Source organism: Streptomyces sp. NPDC034086 (assembly GCF_055575515.1).
This window is the reverse complement of record NZ_JBVISM010000019.1, coordinates 65,042-81,024: the sequence shown is the minus strand read 5'-3', so window position 1 is coordinate 81,024 and position 15,983 is coordinate 65,042. Positions and strand designations below refer to the sequence as shown.

Annotated in this window: 15 protein-coding genes and 1 pseudogene; 8 read left to right on the top strand and 8 right to left on the bottom strand. The window is 72.3% G+C overall.

The features are described 5' to 3' along the window. Positions 1-8 precede the first annotated feature (8 nt). Positions 9-926: an ACP S-malonyltransferase gene (locus ACZ514_RS29245; protein ID WP_469126081.1), complete on the bottom strand. Its 918-nt coding sequence runs from the start codon at positions 924-926 to the stop codon at positions 9-11. Between the two features lie 89 nt (positions 927-1,015). Then, complete coding sequence (locus tag ACZ514_RS29240) at positions 1,016-2,227, bottom strand: PucR family transcriptional regulator (RefSeq protein WP_468171493.1); 1,212 nt, start codon at positions 2,225-2,227, stop codon at positions 1,016-1,018. 80 nt (positions 2,228-2,307) lie between these two features. On the opposite strand from ACZ514_RS29240, the gene ACZ514_RS29235 reads away from it, so the two are divergent. After that, the gene (locus tag ACZ514_RS29235; protein ID WP_468171490.1) at positions 2,308-2,967 is read left to right on the top strand and encodes a pirin family protein; all 660 of its coding nucleotides are present in this window, start codon (positions 2,308-2,310) and stop codon (positions 2,965-2,967) included. Positions 2,968-2,970: 3 nt separating this feature from the next. Here the strand turns inward: ACZ514_RS29235 and ACZ514_RS29230 are convergent, their stop codons facing one another. Continuing rightward, positions 2,971-3,789, bottom strand: coding sequence for a serine hydrolase domain-containing protein (locus ACZ514_RS29230; protein WP_469126088.1), 819 nt, complete (start codon positions 3,787-3,789; stop codon positions 2,971-2,973). Positions 3,790-3,849: 60 nt separating this feature from the next. On the opposite strand from ACZ514_RS29230, the gene ACZ514_RS29225 reads away from it, so the two are divergent. Further along, a complete protein-coding gene (locus ACZ514_RS29225; RefSeq protein ID WP_468171488.1) occupies positions 3,850-4,242 on the top strand; it encodes a MerR family transcriptional regulator in 393 nt (130 codons plus the stop codon). A gap of 191 nt (positions 4,243-4,433) precedes the next feature. Then, positions 4,434-4,688, top strand: a pseudogene (locus ACZ514_RS29220) (hypothetical protein); the annotation flags it as partial. On the opposite strand, the gene ACZ514_RS29215 reads toward ACZ514_RS29220, so the two are convergent. From ACZ514_RS29215 to ACZ514_RS29205, 3 genes are all read right to left on the bottom strand, one after another. Further along, positions 4,636-5,490 (bottom strand): DUF4429 domain-containing protein, encoded by an 855-nt coding sequence (locus tag ACZ514_RS29215; RefSeq protein ID WP_469126080.1) that lies wholly within the window; start codon positions 5,488-5,490, stop codon positions 4,636-4,638. The pseudogene ACZ514_RS29220 and the gene ACZ514_RS29215 sit on opposite strands and share 53 nt — an antisense overlap. Before the next feature lie 95 nt (positions 5,491-5,585). Then, complete coding sequence (locus tag ACZ514_RS29210) at positions 5,586-6,815, bottom strand: alpha/beta hydrolase (protein ID WP_468171582.1); 1,230 nt, start codon at positions 6,813-6,815, stop codon at positions 5,586-5,588. Between the two features lie 217 nt (positions 6,816-7,032). Then, positions 7,033-7,695, bottom strand: coding sequence for a TetR/AcrR family transcriptional regulator (locus tag ACZ514_RS29205; RefSeq protein WP_468171483.1), 663 nt, complete (start codon positions 7,693-7,695; stop codon positions 7,033-7,035). Between the two features lie 173 nt (positions 7,696-7,868). Between ACZ514_RS29205 and ACZ514_RS29200 the strand changes: the two genes are divergently transcribed. Next, positions 7,869-9,464: an MFS transporter gene (locus ACZ514_RS29200; RefSeq protein WP_469126079.1), complete on the top strand. Its 1,596-nt coding sequence runs from the start codon at positions 7,869-7,871 to the stop codon at positions 9,462-9,464. Between the two features lie 199 nt (positions 9,465-9,663). Continuing rightward, positions 9,664-10,044 carry a peptidase inhibitor family I36 protein gene (locus ACZ514_RS29195; protein ID WP_468700546.1) on the top strand — a complete coding sequence of 127 codons (381 nt, stop codon included), beginning with the start codon at positions 9,664-9,666 and terminating at the stop codon, positions 10,042-10,044. Here ACZ514_RS29195 and ACZ514_RS29190 read toward each other — a convergent pair. After that, positions 10,025-10,828: a potassium channel family protein gene (locus ACZ514_RS29190; RefSeq protein ID WP_468700550.1), complete on the bottom strand. Its 804-nt coding sequence runs from the start codon at positions 10,826-10,828 to the stop codon at positions 10,025-10,027. The genes ACZ514_RS29195 and ACZ514_RS29190 overlap by 20 nt on opposite strands. A 161-nt stretch (positions 10,829-10,989) precedes the next feature. Continuing rightward, a complete protein-coding gene (gene aceE, locus ACZ514_RS29185) occupies positions 10,990-13,722 on the bottom strand; it encodes a pyruvate dehydrogenase (acetyl-transferring), homodimeric type (RefSeq protein ID WP_468700552.1) in 2,733 nt (910 codons plus the stop codon). 438 nt (positions 13,723-14,160) lie between these two features. On the opposite strand from aceE, the gene ACZ514_RS29180 reads away from it, so the two are divergent. The 3 genes from ACZ514_RS29180 to ACZ514_RS29170 all read left to right on the top strand — a co-directional run bounded on the left by ACZ514_RS29180 (position 14,161) and on the right by ACZ514_RS29170 (position 15,960). Then, positions 14,161-14,586, top strand: coding sequence for a DUF3052 domain-containing protein (locus tag ACZ514_RS29180; protein WP_468171468.1), 426 nt, complete (start codon positions 14,161-14,163; stop codon positions 14,584-14,586). 198 nt (positions 14,587-14,784) lie between these two features. Continuing rightward, positions 14,785-15,243 (top strand): peroxiredoxin, encoded by a 459-nt coding sequence (locus ACZ514_RS29175; RefSeq protein ID WP_267036810.1) that lies wholly within the window; start codon positions 14,785-14,787, stop codon positions 15,241-15,243. 141 nt (positions 15,244-15,384) lie between these two features. Beyond that, positions 15,385-15,960 (top strand): TerD family protein, encoded by a 576-nt coding sequence (locus ACZ514_RS29170; protein ID WP_249765901.1) that lies wholly within the window; start codon positions 15,385-15,387, stop codon positions 15,958-15,960. Positions 15,961-15,983 lie beyond the last annotated feature (23 nt).

The window sequence follows — 15,983 nt, the reverse complement described above, 5'->3', positions numbered from 1 at the left end:
TCCTTCTCTCAGGCCGTCTGCTCGGCGACGAGCGCCGCGGCCTTGTCGAGATCGTCCGGCGTCTTCAGCGCCACGCTGGGCACGCCCTTGAGCGCGCGCTTGGCCAGACCCGTCAGGGTGCCGCCGGGGGACAGCTCGATGATCCCGGTGACGCCCAGTTCGGCGAACGTCTCCATGCACAGGTCCCAGCGGACCGGGTTCGCGACCTGGCCCACGAGACGGGCGACGACGTCGGCGCCCGAGGAGACGACGAGGCCGTCCTTGTTCGAAACGTACTTCAGCGCCGGGTCGGCCGGAGCGAGCGCCTCGGCGGCCTTCTCCAGGGTGGCGACCGCGGGGGCCATGTGGTGCGTGTGGAAGGCGCCCGCGACCTTGAGGGCGACGACCTTCATGGAACCTTCGGGCTTGTCGGCCTCCAGAGCGGCGATCTGCTCCATGGTGCCGGCGGCCACGATCTGGCCCGCGCCGTTGATGTTGGCCGGGGTCAGGCCCAGCTTCTCCAGGTGAGCGACGACCACGTCACGGTCGCCGCCCAGCACCGCGGCCATGCCCGTCTCGGTGACGGCGGCGGCCTCGGCCATGCCCAGACCGCGGGTACGGACGAAGGACAGCGCGTCGCCCTCGCTCAGTACGCCGGCGACGGCGGCGGCGGTGATCTCACCGACGCTGTGGCCCGCGACGGCACCGAAGGGCGTCGGCGCACCGAGCGCGGAAGCGGACAGCAGCCCGGCCGCGACCAGCAGTGGCTGGGCCACCGCCGTGTCGCGGATCTCGTCCGCGTCGGCGTTCGTGCCGTAGTGGGCGAGGTCGAGCCCGATGGCGTCGGACCACCCCGCGACGCGTTCGGCGGCGCCGGGGAGTTCGAGCCAGGGAGTCAGGAAGCCGGGCGTCTGAGCGCCTTGGCCTGGAGCGACGAGTACGAGCACCCTCACACTCTCTCTTGTGGATGGTCTCCGCCGCCCGTGGGGACAGGGACGAAGAACGGTCGGGGTAATTGTTGATGTCCGACAAAAGTCTAGGACTGCGGATCTCCGTCGGCCAGACGCCCCAGGATCAGGGCGATTCGCAGCGTGAACGCCGAACGGACGTCCGAAGGTGACCAGCCGGTGACGTCGGTCACACGTCGGAGCCGGTAGCGCACCGTGTTGGGGTGCACGAACAGCATCCGCGCGGCCCCTTCCAGGCTGCTGGCCTGCTCCAGGTAGACACTCAGCGTTTCCAGCAGCGCCGAGCCCGCTTCCTCCAGCGGTCTGTAGATCTCCTCCACCAGCTGCTCCCTGGCCGAGGGATCCGAGGCGATCGCGCGCTCGGGCAGGAGATCGTCCGCCAGGACCGGGCGCGGCGCGTCCTGCCAGGCCGTGCAGGCCTTCAGGCCGGCCGCCGCGGCCTGCGCCGACTTCGTCGCGTTCAGCAGGTCCGGGACCACCGGCCCCGCCACCACGGGACCGGCCGCGAACGGCCCGATCAGGGACTTCGCCACCTGCATCGGGTTGTCGCTGCCGCCCGCGATCACCACCAGGCGGTCGCCGAGCACCCCGGTCAGCACCTGGAGCTTGTGGTGGCGGGCCGCGCGGCGGATCGCCTCCACCGTCAGCTCGCTGTCCCCCTCCGGGGCGGTGCCCAGGACCACGCAGACGTGCTCCGGGGAGTTCCAGCCGAGCGCCGCGGCCCGGGACAGCGCGCCCTCGTCGGCCTCGCCCGACAGCACGGCGTTCACGACCAGGGACTCCAGCCGGGCGTCCCACGCACCACGCGCCTCGGCGGCCTGGGCGTAGACCTGGGCCGTAGCGAAGGCGATCTCCCGGGCGTACACGAGCAGCGCCTCGCGCAGGATCGACTCGTCGCCCGGGGCCGCCACCTCGTCGATCGCGGCCTCCATGACCTCGATCGTCGTACGGACCATCTCGACGGTCTGGCGCAGGGTGATCGCCCGCGTCAGCTCGCGCGGAGCGGTCCCGAAGACGTCGGTGGAGATGGCCTGCGGGGTCTCCGGGTGCCGGAACCACTCCGTGAAGGCCGCGATGCCGGCCTGTGCGACCAGACCGATCCACGACCGGTTCTCCGGAGGCATCGCCCGGTACCAGGGCAGGTTCTCGTCCATCCGCGCGATGGCGTTGGCGGCGAGCCGGCCGGACGACTTCTCCAGTCGGCGCAGCGTCGCGGTGTGCGGGTGGACCGGATGCGCGGGACGCGTCTCGGGGGGCTGCTCACGTTCGGGTTGGGGCACGGGACAAGACTGCCTTATCGGCGGCCCGGCTCGGACTCGGGTCCGCACGCCGGCCCCCGGCGGCGGCTACGGTGGCCCGCATGATCGATGTACGCCGCGCCGCCGACCGGTACGCGGGAGGGGATCCGGGCGCCGGGATCACCACCCGCCACGCCTTCTCCTTCGGGTCCTTCTACGACCCCGACAACATCCGCTTCGGACCGGTGCTGGCCTGCAACGAGGAGAGCCTCGCGCCCGGCGCCGGCTTCGACGAGCACCCGCACAGCCACACCGAGATCGTCACCTGGGTGGTGGAGGGCGAGCTCACCCACCAGGACAGCACCGGCACGCACACCGGCACGGTCCGGCCCGGGGACGTCCAGCGGCTCGGCGCCGGCTCGGGGGCGCGGCACGTGGAGCGCAACGACGGCCCGGTCCCGCTGCGGTTCGTGCAGATGTGGCTCGCGCCGCTCACCGCGGGCGGGGAGCCGGCGTACGAAGTGGTACGGGGCATCGAGGACGGCACCCCGTACGAGGTCCCCGCGGCGGGCGCGGTGCTCCACGTCCGGCGGCCGGGCGCGGGCGAGCGGGTCCCCGTACCGGAGGCGGAGCGGGTCTACCTGCACGTGGTGCGCGGCGACCTGCGGCTCGACGGGCAGGAGCTGGGCCCCGGGGACTCGGCGCGGATCACCGGCGAGAAGGGCCTGGAGATCACCGCCGGGTCCCCGGGCGAGCTGCTGGTCTGGGAGCTGCCCGCGTAGCCGCTAGCGGCCGCGCAGCTCCGCGAGGACCGCGTCGGTGAACGGGGTCCAGGCCTCCACGGCCCAGGGTCCGAAGGCCCGGTCGGTCAGCGCCACGCAGGCGGCGCGCACGTCGGGGTCCACCCACAGGAACGTGCCGGACTGGCCGAAGTGGCCGAAGGCGCGCGGGGAGGACGTCAGCCCGGTCCAGTGCGGGGACTTGCCGTCGCGGATCTCCAGGCCGAGTCCCCAGTCGTTGGGGGACTGGTGCCCGTAGCCCGGCAGGACGCCCTTGAGGCCGGGGTGCACCACGGAGGTGGCCTCGGCGACCGTGCGGACGTCGAGCAACCGGGGCGCCTGGAGTTCCGCGGCGAAGCGCACGAGGTCGGCGACCGTGGAGACGCCGTCCTTGGCGGGGGAGCCCTCCAGGCTGGAGGAGGTCATGCCCAGCGGTTCGAAGACGGCCTGGTGCAGGTACTCGGCGAAGGGGATCCCGGTGGCCTTGGCGAGGTGGTCGCCCAGCACCTCGAAACCGGCGTTGGAGTACAGCCGGCGCTCCCCGGGCGGGGCCGTCACCCGGTGCTCATCGAAGGCCAGACCGCTGGTGTGCGCGAGCAGGTGACGGACCGTCGATCCCTCGGGTCCGGCCGGCTCGTCCAGTTCCAGGGCCCCCTCCTCGTACGCGACGAGGACGGCGTACGCGGCGAGCAGCTTGGTGACCGAGGCGAGCGGGAAGCGCCGGGCCGTGTCCCCGTGGGAGCCGGCCAGGCTCCCGTCGGCGCGTACGACGGCCGCCGCGGCGGCGGGTACCGGCCAGGTCTCGATGGCCCGCAGGCTCTGCATGGTCTCCATGCCGCCGAGCCTACTTGCTTGGAGTGCGCTCCAGGGTTTTAGCGTAGGGCCATGAGCCTGACGCAGACGCGGTACACGATCAGCGAGGTCGAGGCCAGGACCGGGCTGACCCAGCACACGCTGCGGTGGTACGAGCGGATCGGCCTGATGCCGCACGTGGACCGCTCCCACTCGGGGCAGCGGCGGTTCACCGACAAGGACCTCGGCTGGCTGGCCTTCGTGGGCAAGCTGCGGGCCACCGGGATGTCGGTGGCGGACATGGTCCGCTACGCCGAACTCGTCCGCGAGGGGGAGCACACCGTCGACGAGCGCCGCGAGCTGCTGGAACGGACGCGCCGCGAGGTGCGGGCACGGCTGGCGGAGCTGACGGACGCGCTCGGCGTACTCGACGTGAAGATCAACATGTACGGGGGGAAACCGACGGGCACCACGGCGGGGTCGTGACGGAGCACGGCACCCGGCTGGCGCGGGCCGCACTGGGCCGGGCCGGGCCGGTCGTCGGCGTCCAGGGCCTCGGCTGCACGGGCATGAGCGAGTTCTCCGGGGAGACGCCCTTCGTGGCCGCCCACCGGGACGGGACCACCCTGGCCCGAGTTGCGCGAGGCGTACGCGGTGCACCCGATCGCGGCGGTCCAGCCGGAGTGGTCGCGCTGGCGTGGGTGCAGCGGCGGGCGGCGGTGCACGGCCTGACGGTGGTCCCGGTCCCCGGCACCCGCAGGCCGGAGCGGCTGCGGGAGAACACCGCCGCGACCCGGATCACCCTGACCGGGGCGGAGCCGGCCCTGCTGGAGCCGCCGCCCGGGCCGGTGCCCCGGCCCGGGCCGGGTTGCCGGCGGCTCAGGCCCCGGCGGCGAAACGGTCCCGCAGCATGGCGTACTCGGCGTCCGTGAGCAGACCGGTGCTGTGCAGCTCGCTCAGGTGCGTCAGCCGGTCGTCGGACCCCCGGGGGCGCGGGACCGAGGCCACGGGGGCCCGTTCGCGCAGCGCGGCGAGCACGGCGGCCGCGAACGGCAGGGACTCGTGCACCGCCCCGTACCCGACCCCGAACACCGCGGCGGCGAGGTCGTGGTCCGGCGGTCCGGGATCCCCGGCGGCGTCCCGGAGCGTCAGCCGCAGGTACCCGCCGCCGGGACGGTCCGGGGAGGCCCACTCGACGCCGGCCAGGTCGCCCAGCGGGAAACGCTGGTCGCCGGCCCGCCACTTGGCGCTGCTGGCCCCCGTGCGCGACCAGTGGAAGGTGACCGCCGAGCCGTCGAAGCCCACCCGGGCGTCGTACGCCTTCAGGTGGACCGGCGGCTGCGGCACCTCGACCAGGAAGCGGTCGGCGGGTTCGTCGGAGCCTGCTCCCAGCCGCTCGCGCAGCGCGTCGGCGAAGGCCACGGCCTGCGGCGCCCGGTCCCCGGGCAGCACGAGGCGGTACGGGTCGCAGCCCTCCTTCAGCTGCCCGGCGGCAGCCTCCATCAGCGGATCGGCCCCCGCGCGCGGATCGGCGCGCAGCACCACCGTGTCCCGCCGGCCCATCGCCCCGGCGGCGGCGCTCACGTTCACCCCGGACAACGCCTCCAGGGGGATCCGGCGCTCGCCCAGTGCGTGCCAGAGCCGTGGAGTTCGCATCCCCCGTGCGAAGCGGATGAGCACCGAGTCCGAGTCGAACTCCCAGACGGCATGATTTCCGGCCAGTACGTCACCCATGCGGCACATCGTAAAGGGACGTGCCCCCGCGCGTCCCCCTCGTCGTCCGGCCCGATTTTCGACTTGCTACGGGTGTGCGGCGGGGGGCGGCCCCGTCAGTCACCCTGCGTACCGGAAATTCCGAGCCGGCAGTCGTCGCCGCCGTTCGCGCACGCGACGGAACCGAAGGCGCCGGTTCCGATCTTGGCAAAGTTGTCCAGGGAGGCCGTGCCTGGCTCGAAATAACCGGTGTGGCTCCGGGCCCCCTCCGAGGACAGCAGCCGCGAGCCGAACTCCGGGGCCACCGGGTCCGCGCCGTGGCCAACCCCGCCGACCTCCACGTGCGGTACGCCGGAGATCCAGTCGCCCTCGTCGCGCATGGCCCAGACCCGGGCGGAAGTGTGCAGCGCGGCGGCGTTCTCGGCGCGCATGCCGGGGCTGCCCGCCACCACCAGGTCGGTCACCCGGTCCGGCAGCCGGCGCGCGGCCACTCCGCACACCACCGAGCCGTAGCTGTGGCAGAACAGGGCCACGCTCGCGTCCCCGGGCAGGGCCGCCGCCAGCGACTCCAGGCGTACGGCGCCCTGCACGGCGAGCCGGCCGGTGGCGGCGTCCACGCCGACCCCGGTGGGGGCGGTGTAGCCGGCCCAGGCGATGACGGCGGTACGGCCGGCCGGCGCGGTCGCGAGCTCGGCCTCGTACAGGGAGCGCGCCATGCCGGCGGGTGCGGTGAGGCGGCGCTGGGAACGCTCGAAGGTGAGTGCGTCGGTGTCGACGCCGGGGACGACCACCGAGACCCGGCGGGCCGCCCCGAGGTCGCCGAAGACCTCGGCCACCAGGCCGCTGCCGGTGGGGTCGAAGACGAGGATCTGCCGGCCGGGTTCGGCGAGGGACTCGAACCGGTGGGCGCGCCGGACGGCGGTGGCCCGGTCGGCGGGGGTCAGCGCGACGTCCCGGCCGCGGGCCCGCTCCAGCCGCGCGGCCTGCGCCAGGGCGCGGCGGTTGGCCCGGTAGCGGATCTCGGCGGGTGCCCCGTCGAGGTTGCCGACCACGAGCGGGTAGCCGTCGGCGAGGTGGGCCCGCTGGGTGGCGTCGAGGCCGGCGAAGAAGCGGGCGACCGTCCGTACGGGGGCGTCGGCGGGCGGGACGGCCTGCCCCTCCACCCGGGCCGAGGCCCACGCGACGAGCTCGGCCGCCCGTGCCTGGATCCCGGTGTCGGGACGGTGCACGGCGGTCCAGCCGGTGGTCGCCAGCATCAGGAAGACGACCGCGAGCGCGAGCAGGGTGCGCAGGGCGGCGGGGCGCGCGGGGGCGTCCGGGGTGGTGGGGGCGGGGCGGCCGGGCAGGTTCACTGGAGCCAGACTAGGAGACCGCTGGAGGCTGCGGCGTCCCGGGTGACCGGGCTCACGGCCGGTCGTGGGACACATCTCCCCGCCGGTCACGCTCCGTTGCCGCCGCGGGCGGCCCGCTCCGGGCCCGGACGGGGGCGCCACGGGAGCGCCCGGCGCCGGCCGTACGGCGTGTCCCGACGCGGTGCCGGCGGCCCGGGACTTCGACGGCGGGCTAGCCCGCCGCGGTCGCCCGGCCCCAGTCCTCCGCCAGGGCGGGGCCGATCTGGTCGAGGTAGGCCCCGGTCATCCGCCGGATCGCGGACACGCTGGTGTCCTCGCCCTGGCCCCACAGCCGGCCGGTGACCCGCATCACCCCGCAGAACGCGGCCACCGCCACCCGGGGCCGCGGGTCCGCGTCCAGGTCGAGCCCCTCGCGGGCGGCGATCAGCCGGGCGATCTCCTCCTCCAGCTCCGTGGAGCGGCGCAGGTGCACGGCGAGCAGGGCCGGAGTGGACTCGATCAGCTGGTAGCCGCGCATGTAGAGGTCGACGGGCACCACGTCGGAGATGGCCTCCTCGACGGTGTCCCAGGCGGCGAGGACCGCGTTGCGCATGGCCTCCAGCGGGGCCTCGGCGGCTGGCCGGGCCCGCAGCGCGGCGAGGAAGTGGGACTCGACCAGGTCCTGGACGGCGAACGCGACCTCCTCCTTGTTGGCGAAGTAGCGGAAGAAGGTGCGCTGGGAGACCTCGACGGCGTCGGTGATCTCGTCGACCGTGGTCCGCTCGTAGCCCTGGGAGAGGAACAGGAGCAGGGCGGCGCGCAGCAGGGCGTCCCGGGTGCGCCGCTTCTTGCGCTCGCGCAGTCCGGCCGCCGGGGCGGGCCGCTCGTCGGTCATCACCGCGGGGTCCTCTCTGTACGTGGGGAGACGTGGCTCATGGGTGGGAGGTGGCTGACGGGGGAGGCTGATCTGACGCTGAGTAAGCGGTCAGGGTACCTGTGACCGACCTGACAGCCACTGCCGCGTTGAGCCGTTTGTGAAGTGTCAGACGCTGTCATTAATCTGCTCGCATGACTGGTCGGATCACGCTCGACAAGGAACGAAACCCGGCTCCGGCACGCGCCGGACTGCGCGGTCACCCCTGGCTGACCCTCTTCGCCGTGGCGGTCGGGGTCATGATGGTCACCCTCGACGGCACGATCGTCGCCGTCGCCAACCCCGCCATCCAGCAGGACCTCGGCGCCAGCCTCGCCGAGGTCCAGTGGATCACCAACGGCTACCTGCTGGCCCTCGCGGTCTCCCTGATCACCGCCGGGAAGCTCGGCGACCGCTTCGGACACCGCCAGACCTTCCTCATCGGCATCGCGGGCTTCGCGCTCTCCTCGGCGGCCATCGGCCTGTCGACCGGCGTCGGGCTCGTCATCGGCTTCCGTGTCGCGCAGGGCCTTTTCGGCGCCCTGCTGATGCCCGCCGCCCTCGGCCTGCTGCGCGCGACCTTCCCCGCCGAGAAGCTCAACATGGCCATCGGCATCTGGGGCATGGTCATCGGCGCCTCGACCGCCGCCGGTCCCATCGTCGGCGGCCTGCTCGTCGAGCACGTCAGCTGGCAGTCCGTCTTCTTCGTCAACGTGCCGGTCGGCGTCGTCGCGCTCCTCCTCGGCCTGTTCATCCTGCTCGACCACCGCGCCGAGAACGCCCCGCGCTCCTTCGACCTGCCGGGCATCGTGCTCCTGTCGGCCGCGATGTTCTCCCTGGTCTGGGCCCTCATCAAGGCCGCCGAATGGGGCTGGGGCGACACCAGGACCCTGCTCTTCCTCGGCGCTTCCGTCCTGTGCTTCGTGCTCTTCGCCGTCTGGGAGACCAAGGTCTCCGAGCCGCTGATCCCGCTCGGCATGTTCCGTTCGCTGCCGCTGTCCGCCGGCACCGTGCTGATGGTGCTGATGGCCTTCGCGTTCATGGGCGGCCTGTTCTTCGTCACCTTCTACCTGCAGAACGTGCACGGGATGAGCCCGGTCGACAGCGGCCTGCACCTGCTGCCCCTCACCGGCATGATGATCGTCGGCTCGCCGCTGGCCGGCGCCGCCATCACCAAGGTGGGCCCGCGCGTCCCGCTCGTCTCCGGCATGGCCGCCACCGCCGCCGCCTGCTTCGGGATGGCGCGGCTCACCCCGGACACCGGCACGCTCACCATGTCGCTCTGGTTCGCCCTCCTCGGACTCGGCCTCGCGCCCGTCATGGTCGGCGCCACCGAGGTCATCGTCGGCAACGCGCCGCTGGAGCTGTCCGGTGTGGCGGGCGGCCTCCAGCAGGCCGCCATGCAGGTCGGCGGAAGCCTCGGCACCGCCGTCCTCGGAGCGGTCATGGCGGCCGAGGTCAGTGACACTTTCGGGGACAACTGGCAGGACGCCGGACTGCCCCCGCTCACCCCCGAACAGCTCGACCTCGCCGCGAAGGGGGTCCAGGTCGGCATCGCCCCGGTGCCGCCCGGCACTCCCGAGGCGGTGGTGCGGACCATCGCCGACGTCGCGCACGACACCTTCGTGTCCGGCATGAGCACGGCCTTCACCTGCGCCGGGATCGTCGCCGTCCTCGCCGCGGTCGTGGCCTGCTTCACCAAGCGCGGACAGAACGCCGAGGCCGGAGCGGGCGGCGCGGGCCACATCTGAGCAGCCCGCGACCGCGTTACGGGCCGGTCAATCCCGCGCCCGCCGCAGTCCCGCCGGACGGTTCCGGCGGGGCTGTCGCCTATCAGGGTGGACCCGCCCGCAGCCCCTTCCGCACCACCGTCGCCGCAGGTCAGCGTGGTGTCGACGGAGCACCGGAAACGGTCCGGGGCCCGTCCGTCAAGGAGGAGTTGACCCCGTCATGCGTACGTGGAGCACCGCTCGCGCCACCACCCTCGCCGCCGTCCTGCTGGCCGCCGCCACCCTCGTCCCGGGCACCGCCACCGGCGCCCACGCCGCGGGGCCGCCCTGCGCCACCGGGCAGCTGTGCCTGTGGGCGAAACCGGACTTCAAGGGCACCAAGCAGGTCCACGACCTGAGCACGCTCGACATCAACAGCTGCACCGCCCTGCCCGCCGGGCCCGCCTACCAGTCCCTGATCAACCGGACCGGGCGCCCCGTGACCACCTACCAGTCGGCCGAGTGCGCCGAGACCGGGGAGTTCCAGACCTATCCGGGCGACGGGACCTGGCTGCCCCAGTCCGCCTTCCAGATCAAGGCGTTCAAGATCTGGGAACGGTAGCGCCCGCCGGCTCCTCGAGGGCGGACCCGGCGGCGGCCGGAGCGGGCACCGCGCCCCGGCCGTCGCCGACCAGCAGCGCGACCTCGGCGCGCAGCGCCCGTACCTCCTCCTGGAGCTCCCGGACCGCGGCGAGCTGGAGCCGCTCCACCTGGTCGTCCCGTTCGAAGCGGGCGATGAACCAGGCGGCGATGTTGGCGGTCACCACACCGAGCAGGGCGATCCCCGACAGCATCAGCCCGACCGCCAGGACCCGGCCCAGACCCGTGGTGGGGGAGTGGTCCCCGTACCCGACCGTGGTCATCGTGGTGAACGACCACCACACCGCGTCGCCCAGGTTCCTGATGTTCCCGTCGGGGGCGTCCCGCTCCACGCTCAGCACCGCGAGCGAGCCGAACATCAGCAGCCCCACGACGGCTCCCGCCACGTACGTGGTCAGCCGGATCTGCGGGGCCATCCGCGCCCGCCGCCCCACCAGCATCAAGGTGGCCACCAGCCGCAGCAGGCGCAGCGGCTGCACCAGCGGCAGCACCACCGCGGCCAGGTCCAGCCAGTGCGTGCGCAGGAAGTGCCGCCGGTCCCGCGTGAGGCCCAGCCGCACGAGGTAGTCGACGGCGAAGGCGGCCCAGACCGCCCACTCCGCGTACGTGCACGCCCGGTGCACGGACGGCTCCGCGTCCGGGGCGACGATCGGCACCGCGTACGCCACGGCGAATGCCATGGCGAGCAGGAGCAACGGGGTCTGGCTCCGCCGCTCCCACAGCAGCTGGCGGGAGGTTTCCTTCATGCGGAGCATCGTAGGGAACGCGCCGGCGCGGGTGCCCGCCGGACGGGCCGCGGTGCGGCCGGCCCGGACGCCGGTACGGGTGAGCCCCGCCCGGCATCCGGACGGGGCTCACCCGGCGGGCCCCGGTGCGGCGGCCCCCCGCGGACGTCAGGCGTCGGACGTCAGGCGTCGCCGCCGGCGGCGCCCGGGTCGGCGGCCGCCACGTCCAGCAGCTGGTACCGGTCGACGGCCTGCTTCAGCACCGAGCGGTCGACCTTGCCCTCACGGGCCAGCTCGGTGAGCGTCGCCAGCACCACCGACTGGGCGTCGATGTGGAAGAAGCGCCGCGCCGCGCCCCGCGTGTCGGCGAAGCCGAAGCCGTCCGCGCCGAGCGAGGTGTACGTCCCCGGCACCCAGCGCGCGATCTGGTCCGGCACCGCGCGCATCCAGTCCGAGACCGCCACGAACGGCCCCTCCGCGCCCGACAGCTTCCGCGTCACGTACGGGACGCGCTGTTCCTCCTCCGGGTGGAGCAGGTTGTGCTCCTCCGCCTCGACGGCGTCGCGGCGCAGCTCGTTCCAGGAGGTCGCCGACCAGACGTCCGCCCGTACGTTCCACTCGGCCGCCAGGATCCGCTGGGCCTCCAGCGCCCACGGCACCGCCACGCCCGAGGCCAGGATCTGCGCGCCGACGGCGCCCGAGGTGCCCTGGGACACCCGGTGGATGCCCTTGAGGATGCCGTCCACGTCGACGTCCGCCGGCTCGGCCGGGTGCTGGATCGGCTCGTTGTAGACCGTCAGGTAGTAGAAGACGTCCTCGGCGTCCGGCCCGTACATCCGCCGCAGACCGTCCTTGACGATGTGCGCGATCTCGTACCCGTAGGCCGGGTCGTACGCGACGCAGCCCGGGTTCGTCGACGCCAGCAGCAGGGAGTGCCCGTCGGCGTGCTGGAGACCCTCACCCGTCAGGGTGGTCCGGCCGGCGGTCGCGCCCAGGACGAAACCGCGCGCCAGCTGGTCGGCCATCTGCCAGAACTGGTCACCGGTGCGCTGGAAACCGAACATCGAGTAGAAGACGTAGACCGGGATCAGCGGCTCGCCGTGCGTCGCGTACGCCGAGCCCGCGGCGATCAGCGAGGCCGTGCAGCCCGCCTCCGAGATGCCGTCGTGCAGCATCTGGCCGGTCGGGGACTCCTTGTAGGCGAGCAGCAGGTCGCGGTCGACCGCCTCGTACTGCTGGCCCAGCGGGTTGTAGATCTTGGCGCTCGGGAAGAAGGCGTCCATGCCGAAGGTGCGGTATTCGTCGGGCGCGATCAGCACGAAGCGCTTGCCGATCTCCTTGTCCCGCATCAGGTCCTTCAGGATGCGGACGAAGGCCATCGTGGTGGCGATCGACTGCTGTCCCGAGCCCTTCTTCGCCGCCGCGTACGTCTTCTCGTCCGGCAGCTGCAGCGGCTTGGCGCGCACCACCCGGGTCGGCACGTAACCGCCCAGCGCGCTGCGCTGGTCGTGCATGTACTGGATCTCGGGCGAATTGCGGCCCGGGTGGTAGTACGGCGGGGCGCCGCTCTCCAGCTGGGCGTCCGTGATCGGGATGTGCAGCCGGTCGCGGAAGCGCTTGAGGTCGTCGACCGTCAGCTTCTTCATCTGGTGCGTGGCGTTGCGGCCCTCGAAGTTCGGGCCGAGCGTCCAGCCCTTGACCGTCTGCGCCAGGATCACCGTCGGCTGGCCCTTGTGGGCCTTGGCCGCCGCGTACGCCGCGTACACCTTCTTGTGGTCGTGGCCGCCGCGGCCCAGGTGCTGGATCTGCTGGTCGGTCATGTTCTCGACCATCGCGCGCAGCCGCTGGTCCCCGCCGAAGAAGTGCTCGCGGATGTACGCGCCCGACTCGGTGGCGTACGTCTGGAACTGCCCGTCGGGAGTGGAGTTCATCTTGTTGACCAGGATGCCGTCGCGGTCCTGCGCCAGCAGCGGGTCCCAGGAGCGGTCCCAGATCAGCTTGATGACGTTCCAACCGGCACCGCGGAAGATCGACTCCAGCTCCTGGATGATCTTCCCGTTGCCGCGCACCGGGCCGTCGAGGCGCTGGAGGTTGCAGTTCACGACGAAGGTCAGGTTGTCGAGGCCCTCACGGGCCGCGATCGACAGCTGGCCCAGCGACTCCGGCTCGTCCATCTCGCCGTCGCCGAGGTACGCCCAAACGTGGGACTTGGAGGTGTCCGCGATCCCGCGCGCCTCCATGTACCGGTTCATGCGGGCCTGGTAGATCGCCCCGAGCGGGCCGAGGCCCATCGAGACGGTCGGGAACTCCCAGAAGTCCGGCATCAGGCGCGGGTGCGGGTAGCTGGACAGGCCGTGCGGAGCCTTCGACTTCTCCTGCCGGAACGCGTCGAGCTGCTGCTCGGAGAGCCGGTCCAGGAGGTAGGCGCGGGCGTAGATGCCCGGGGAGGCGTGGCCCTGGAAGAAGATCTGGTCGCCGCCGTCGCCCTCGTCCTTGCCCCGGAAGAAGTGGTTGAAGCCCACGTCGTAGAGGGAGGCGGAGGAGGCGAAGGTGGCGATGTGGCCGCCGACGCCGATCCCGGGGCGCTGGGCGCGCGAGACCATGACGGCGGCGTTCCAGCGGGTGGCGTTGAGGACCTTGCGCTCGATCTCCTCGTTGCCGGGGAAGAAGGGCTCGTCCTTGGTGGCGATGGTGTTGACGTAGTCGGTGCTGCGCATCTCGGGCACGGCCACGCGCTTCTCACGGGCCCGCTCGATCAGCCGCAGCATCAGGTAGCGGGCGCGCTCGCGGCCCCGCTCGTCGACGGCGGCGTCCAGGGAGTCGAGCCACTCCTGCGTCTCCTCCGGATCGAAGTCCGGGACCTGGCTCGGAAGGCCGCCAATGATGATCGGGTTGCGATCGGATGCGGAAGCCACGCTGTTCCTTCGCTGTCGGGGGAGTCGTGCCTTGGGTCGCCGCCTCCCATGGTCTTACGCCCGGCCGAAATCTTCACCTCTACCACTGGGTAACACCTGGAGCGGCGAGGGAGCGGCCCGGCGGGCCCCGGCCGGAGCCGGGCCAAATCGCAACCATACGCCCAGGCCGATCACCGGGTTCGCAAGGACGTTCGTCCCCCGAACGGAGAGAAAAGTCCTCATGCGGTGCCGAATGAGCTGGAATGGTGTGGGATGAATCACCGGTGGCCCACCGGGGAAGCCTGAAAGTTGCGGCGAGACGGCCGCAATCGTCACCGTTTCGACGGTCTCGGCGGCCGGGTACTTGCGCGATCCGCCGCGCCCGTGTGGACTACGCCCAATGCTGCGCGTACGCGCGCCGCCGAAAGACATTCACCGAACATGAGCAGGAGGCACCCCGTGAGCGCGACCGCGGACCACGCGGAGAGCCTGGCCGCCCGGCTGGGTTTCCAGTCCGAACAGGTGGTCCAGGAGATCGGCTACGACGAGGACGTCGATCAGGAATTCCGTGACGCCGTCGAGAGTCTCGTCAGCGAGCTCGCCGACGAGGACTACGACGACGTCGCCGACGCGGTGCTGTTGTGGTTCCGCGACGAGGACGGCGATCTGACGGACGCCCTGGTCGACGCGACCGAGCTGGTCGAGGACGGCGCACTGATCCTGCTGCTGACCCCCAAGACGGGCCGTGACGGCTACGTCGAGGCCAGCGACATCAGCGAGGCCGCCGAGACGGCCGGCCTCTCGCTTGCCAAGGGCGGGCCCGTCGGCAAGGAGTGGACCTCCACCAAGCTGGTGACGCCGAAGGCCGCCAAGGCCAAGCGCTGATCTGCGCCCCGCAGCCAAGCGGAAGAGCACACCCCGCCGACCGGGACCACCCCGGCCGGCGGGGTGTGCGCGTTCCGGCGGGGCGTGCGCGGAGCCTCCGGCGCGCCGGTCCGGCGTGGTCCGCGGCGACGGGCCGTAGGCTGGGCCTCACCCGAACGGCCCCGTGCGGGGACGCAGGAAAACGAAGGGATGCGAGAGATGGCGATCGAGGTCGGACACAAGGCCCCGGACTTCGAGCTCAAGGACAACCACGGCGCCACCGTGAGGCTCTCCGACTTCCGCGGCGAGAAGGCCGTGGTGCTGCTCTTCTACCCCTTCGCCTTCACCGGCGTCTGCACGGGCGAGCTGTGCGAGCTGCGCGACCAGCTGCCCCGTTTCCAGAACGACGACGTCCAGCTGCTCGCCGTCTCCAACGACTCGGTCCCCACCCTGCGCGTCTTCGCGGAGCAGGAGGGCCTGGACTACCCGCTGCTGTCCGACTTCTGGCCGCACGGCGAGACCTCCCGCGCCTACGGCGTCTTCGACGAGGACAAGGGCTGCGCGGTCCGCGGCACCTTCGTCATCGACAAGGACGGCATCGTGCGCTGGACCGTCGTCAACGGGCTGCCCGACGCGCGTGACCTGAACGAGTACATCAAGGCCCTCGACAGCCTCTGAGCCTCCCGCACCGGAACCGGCCCGGCGGCCGGTTCCGTAGGAAAACCGCCTGCGGGCGGGAACCCGTCACTAGGATCGGAACGTTGATCCGGTAGAACGCACGACGGGGCCCCGCCCCACACACATACCAATGGAGGACCCGTGGGAGTCAGCCTCAGCAAGGGCGGCAACGTCTCGCTGACCAAGGCCGCGCCTAACCTGACGGCGGTCATCGTCGGTCTGGGCTGGGACGCTCGCACCACCACCGGTGTCGACTTCGACCTCGACGCCAGCGCGATCCTGACCAACGACCAGGGCAAGGTCGCCAACGACTCGAACTTCGTGTTCTTCAACAACCTGAAGAGCCCGGACGGGTCCGTCGAGCACACCGGTGACAACACCACCGGTGAGGGCGAGGGCGACGACGAGGCCATCAAGGTCAACCTCGCCGGCGTCCCGGCCGATGTCGCCAAGATCGTCTTCCCCGTCTCGATCTACGAGGCCGAGAGCCGCCAGCAGAGCTTCGGCCAGGTCCGCAACGCCTACATCCGCGTCGTGAACCAGGCCGACAACACCGAGCTCGCCCGCTACGACCTCTCCGAGGACGCCTCGACCGAGACCGCCATGGTCTTCGGCGAGCTGTACCGCAACGGCGCCGAGTGGAAGTTCCGCGCCATCGGCCAGGGCTACGCCTCCGGCCTGCGCGGCATCGCGCAGGACTTCGGCGTCAACGTCTGAGCCGCAACCGAGAGCAGTTCGTC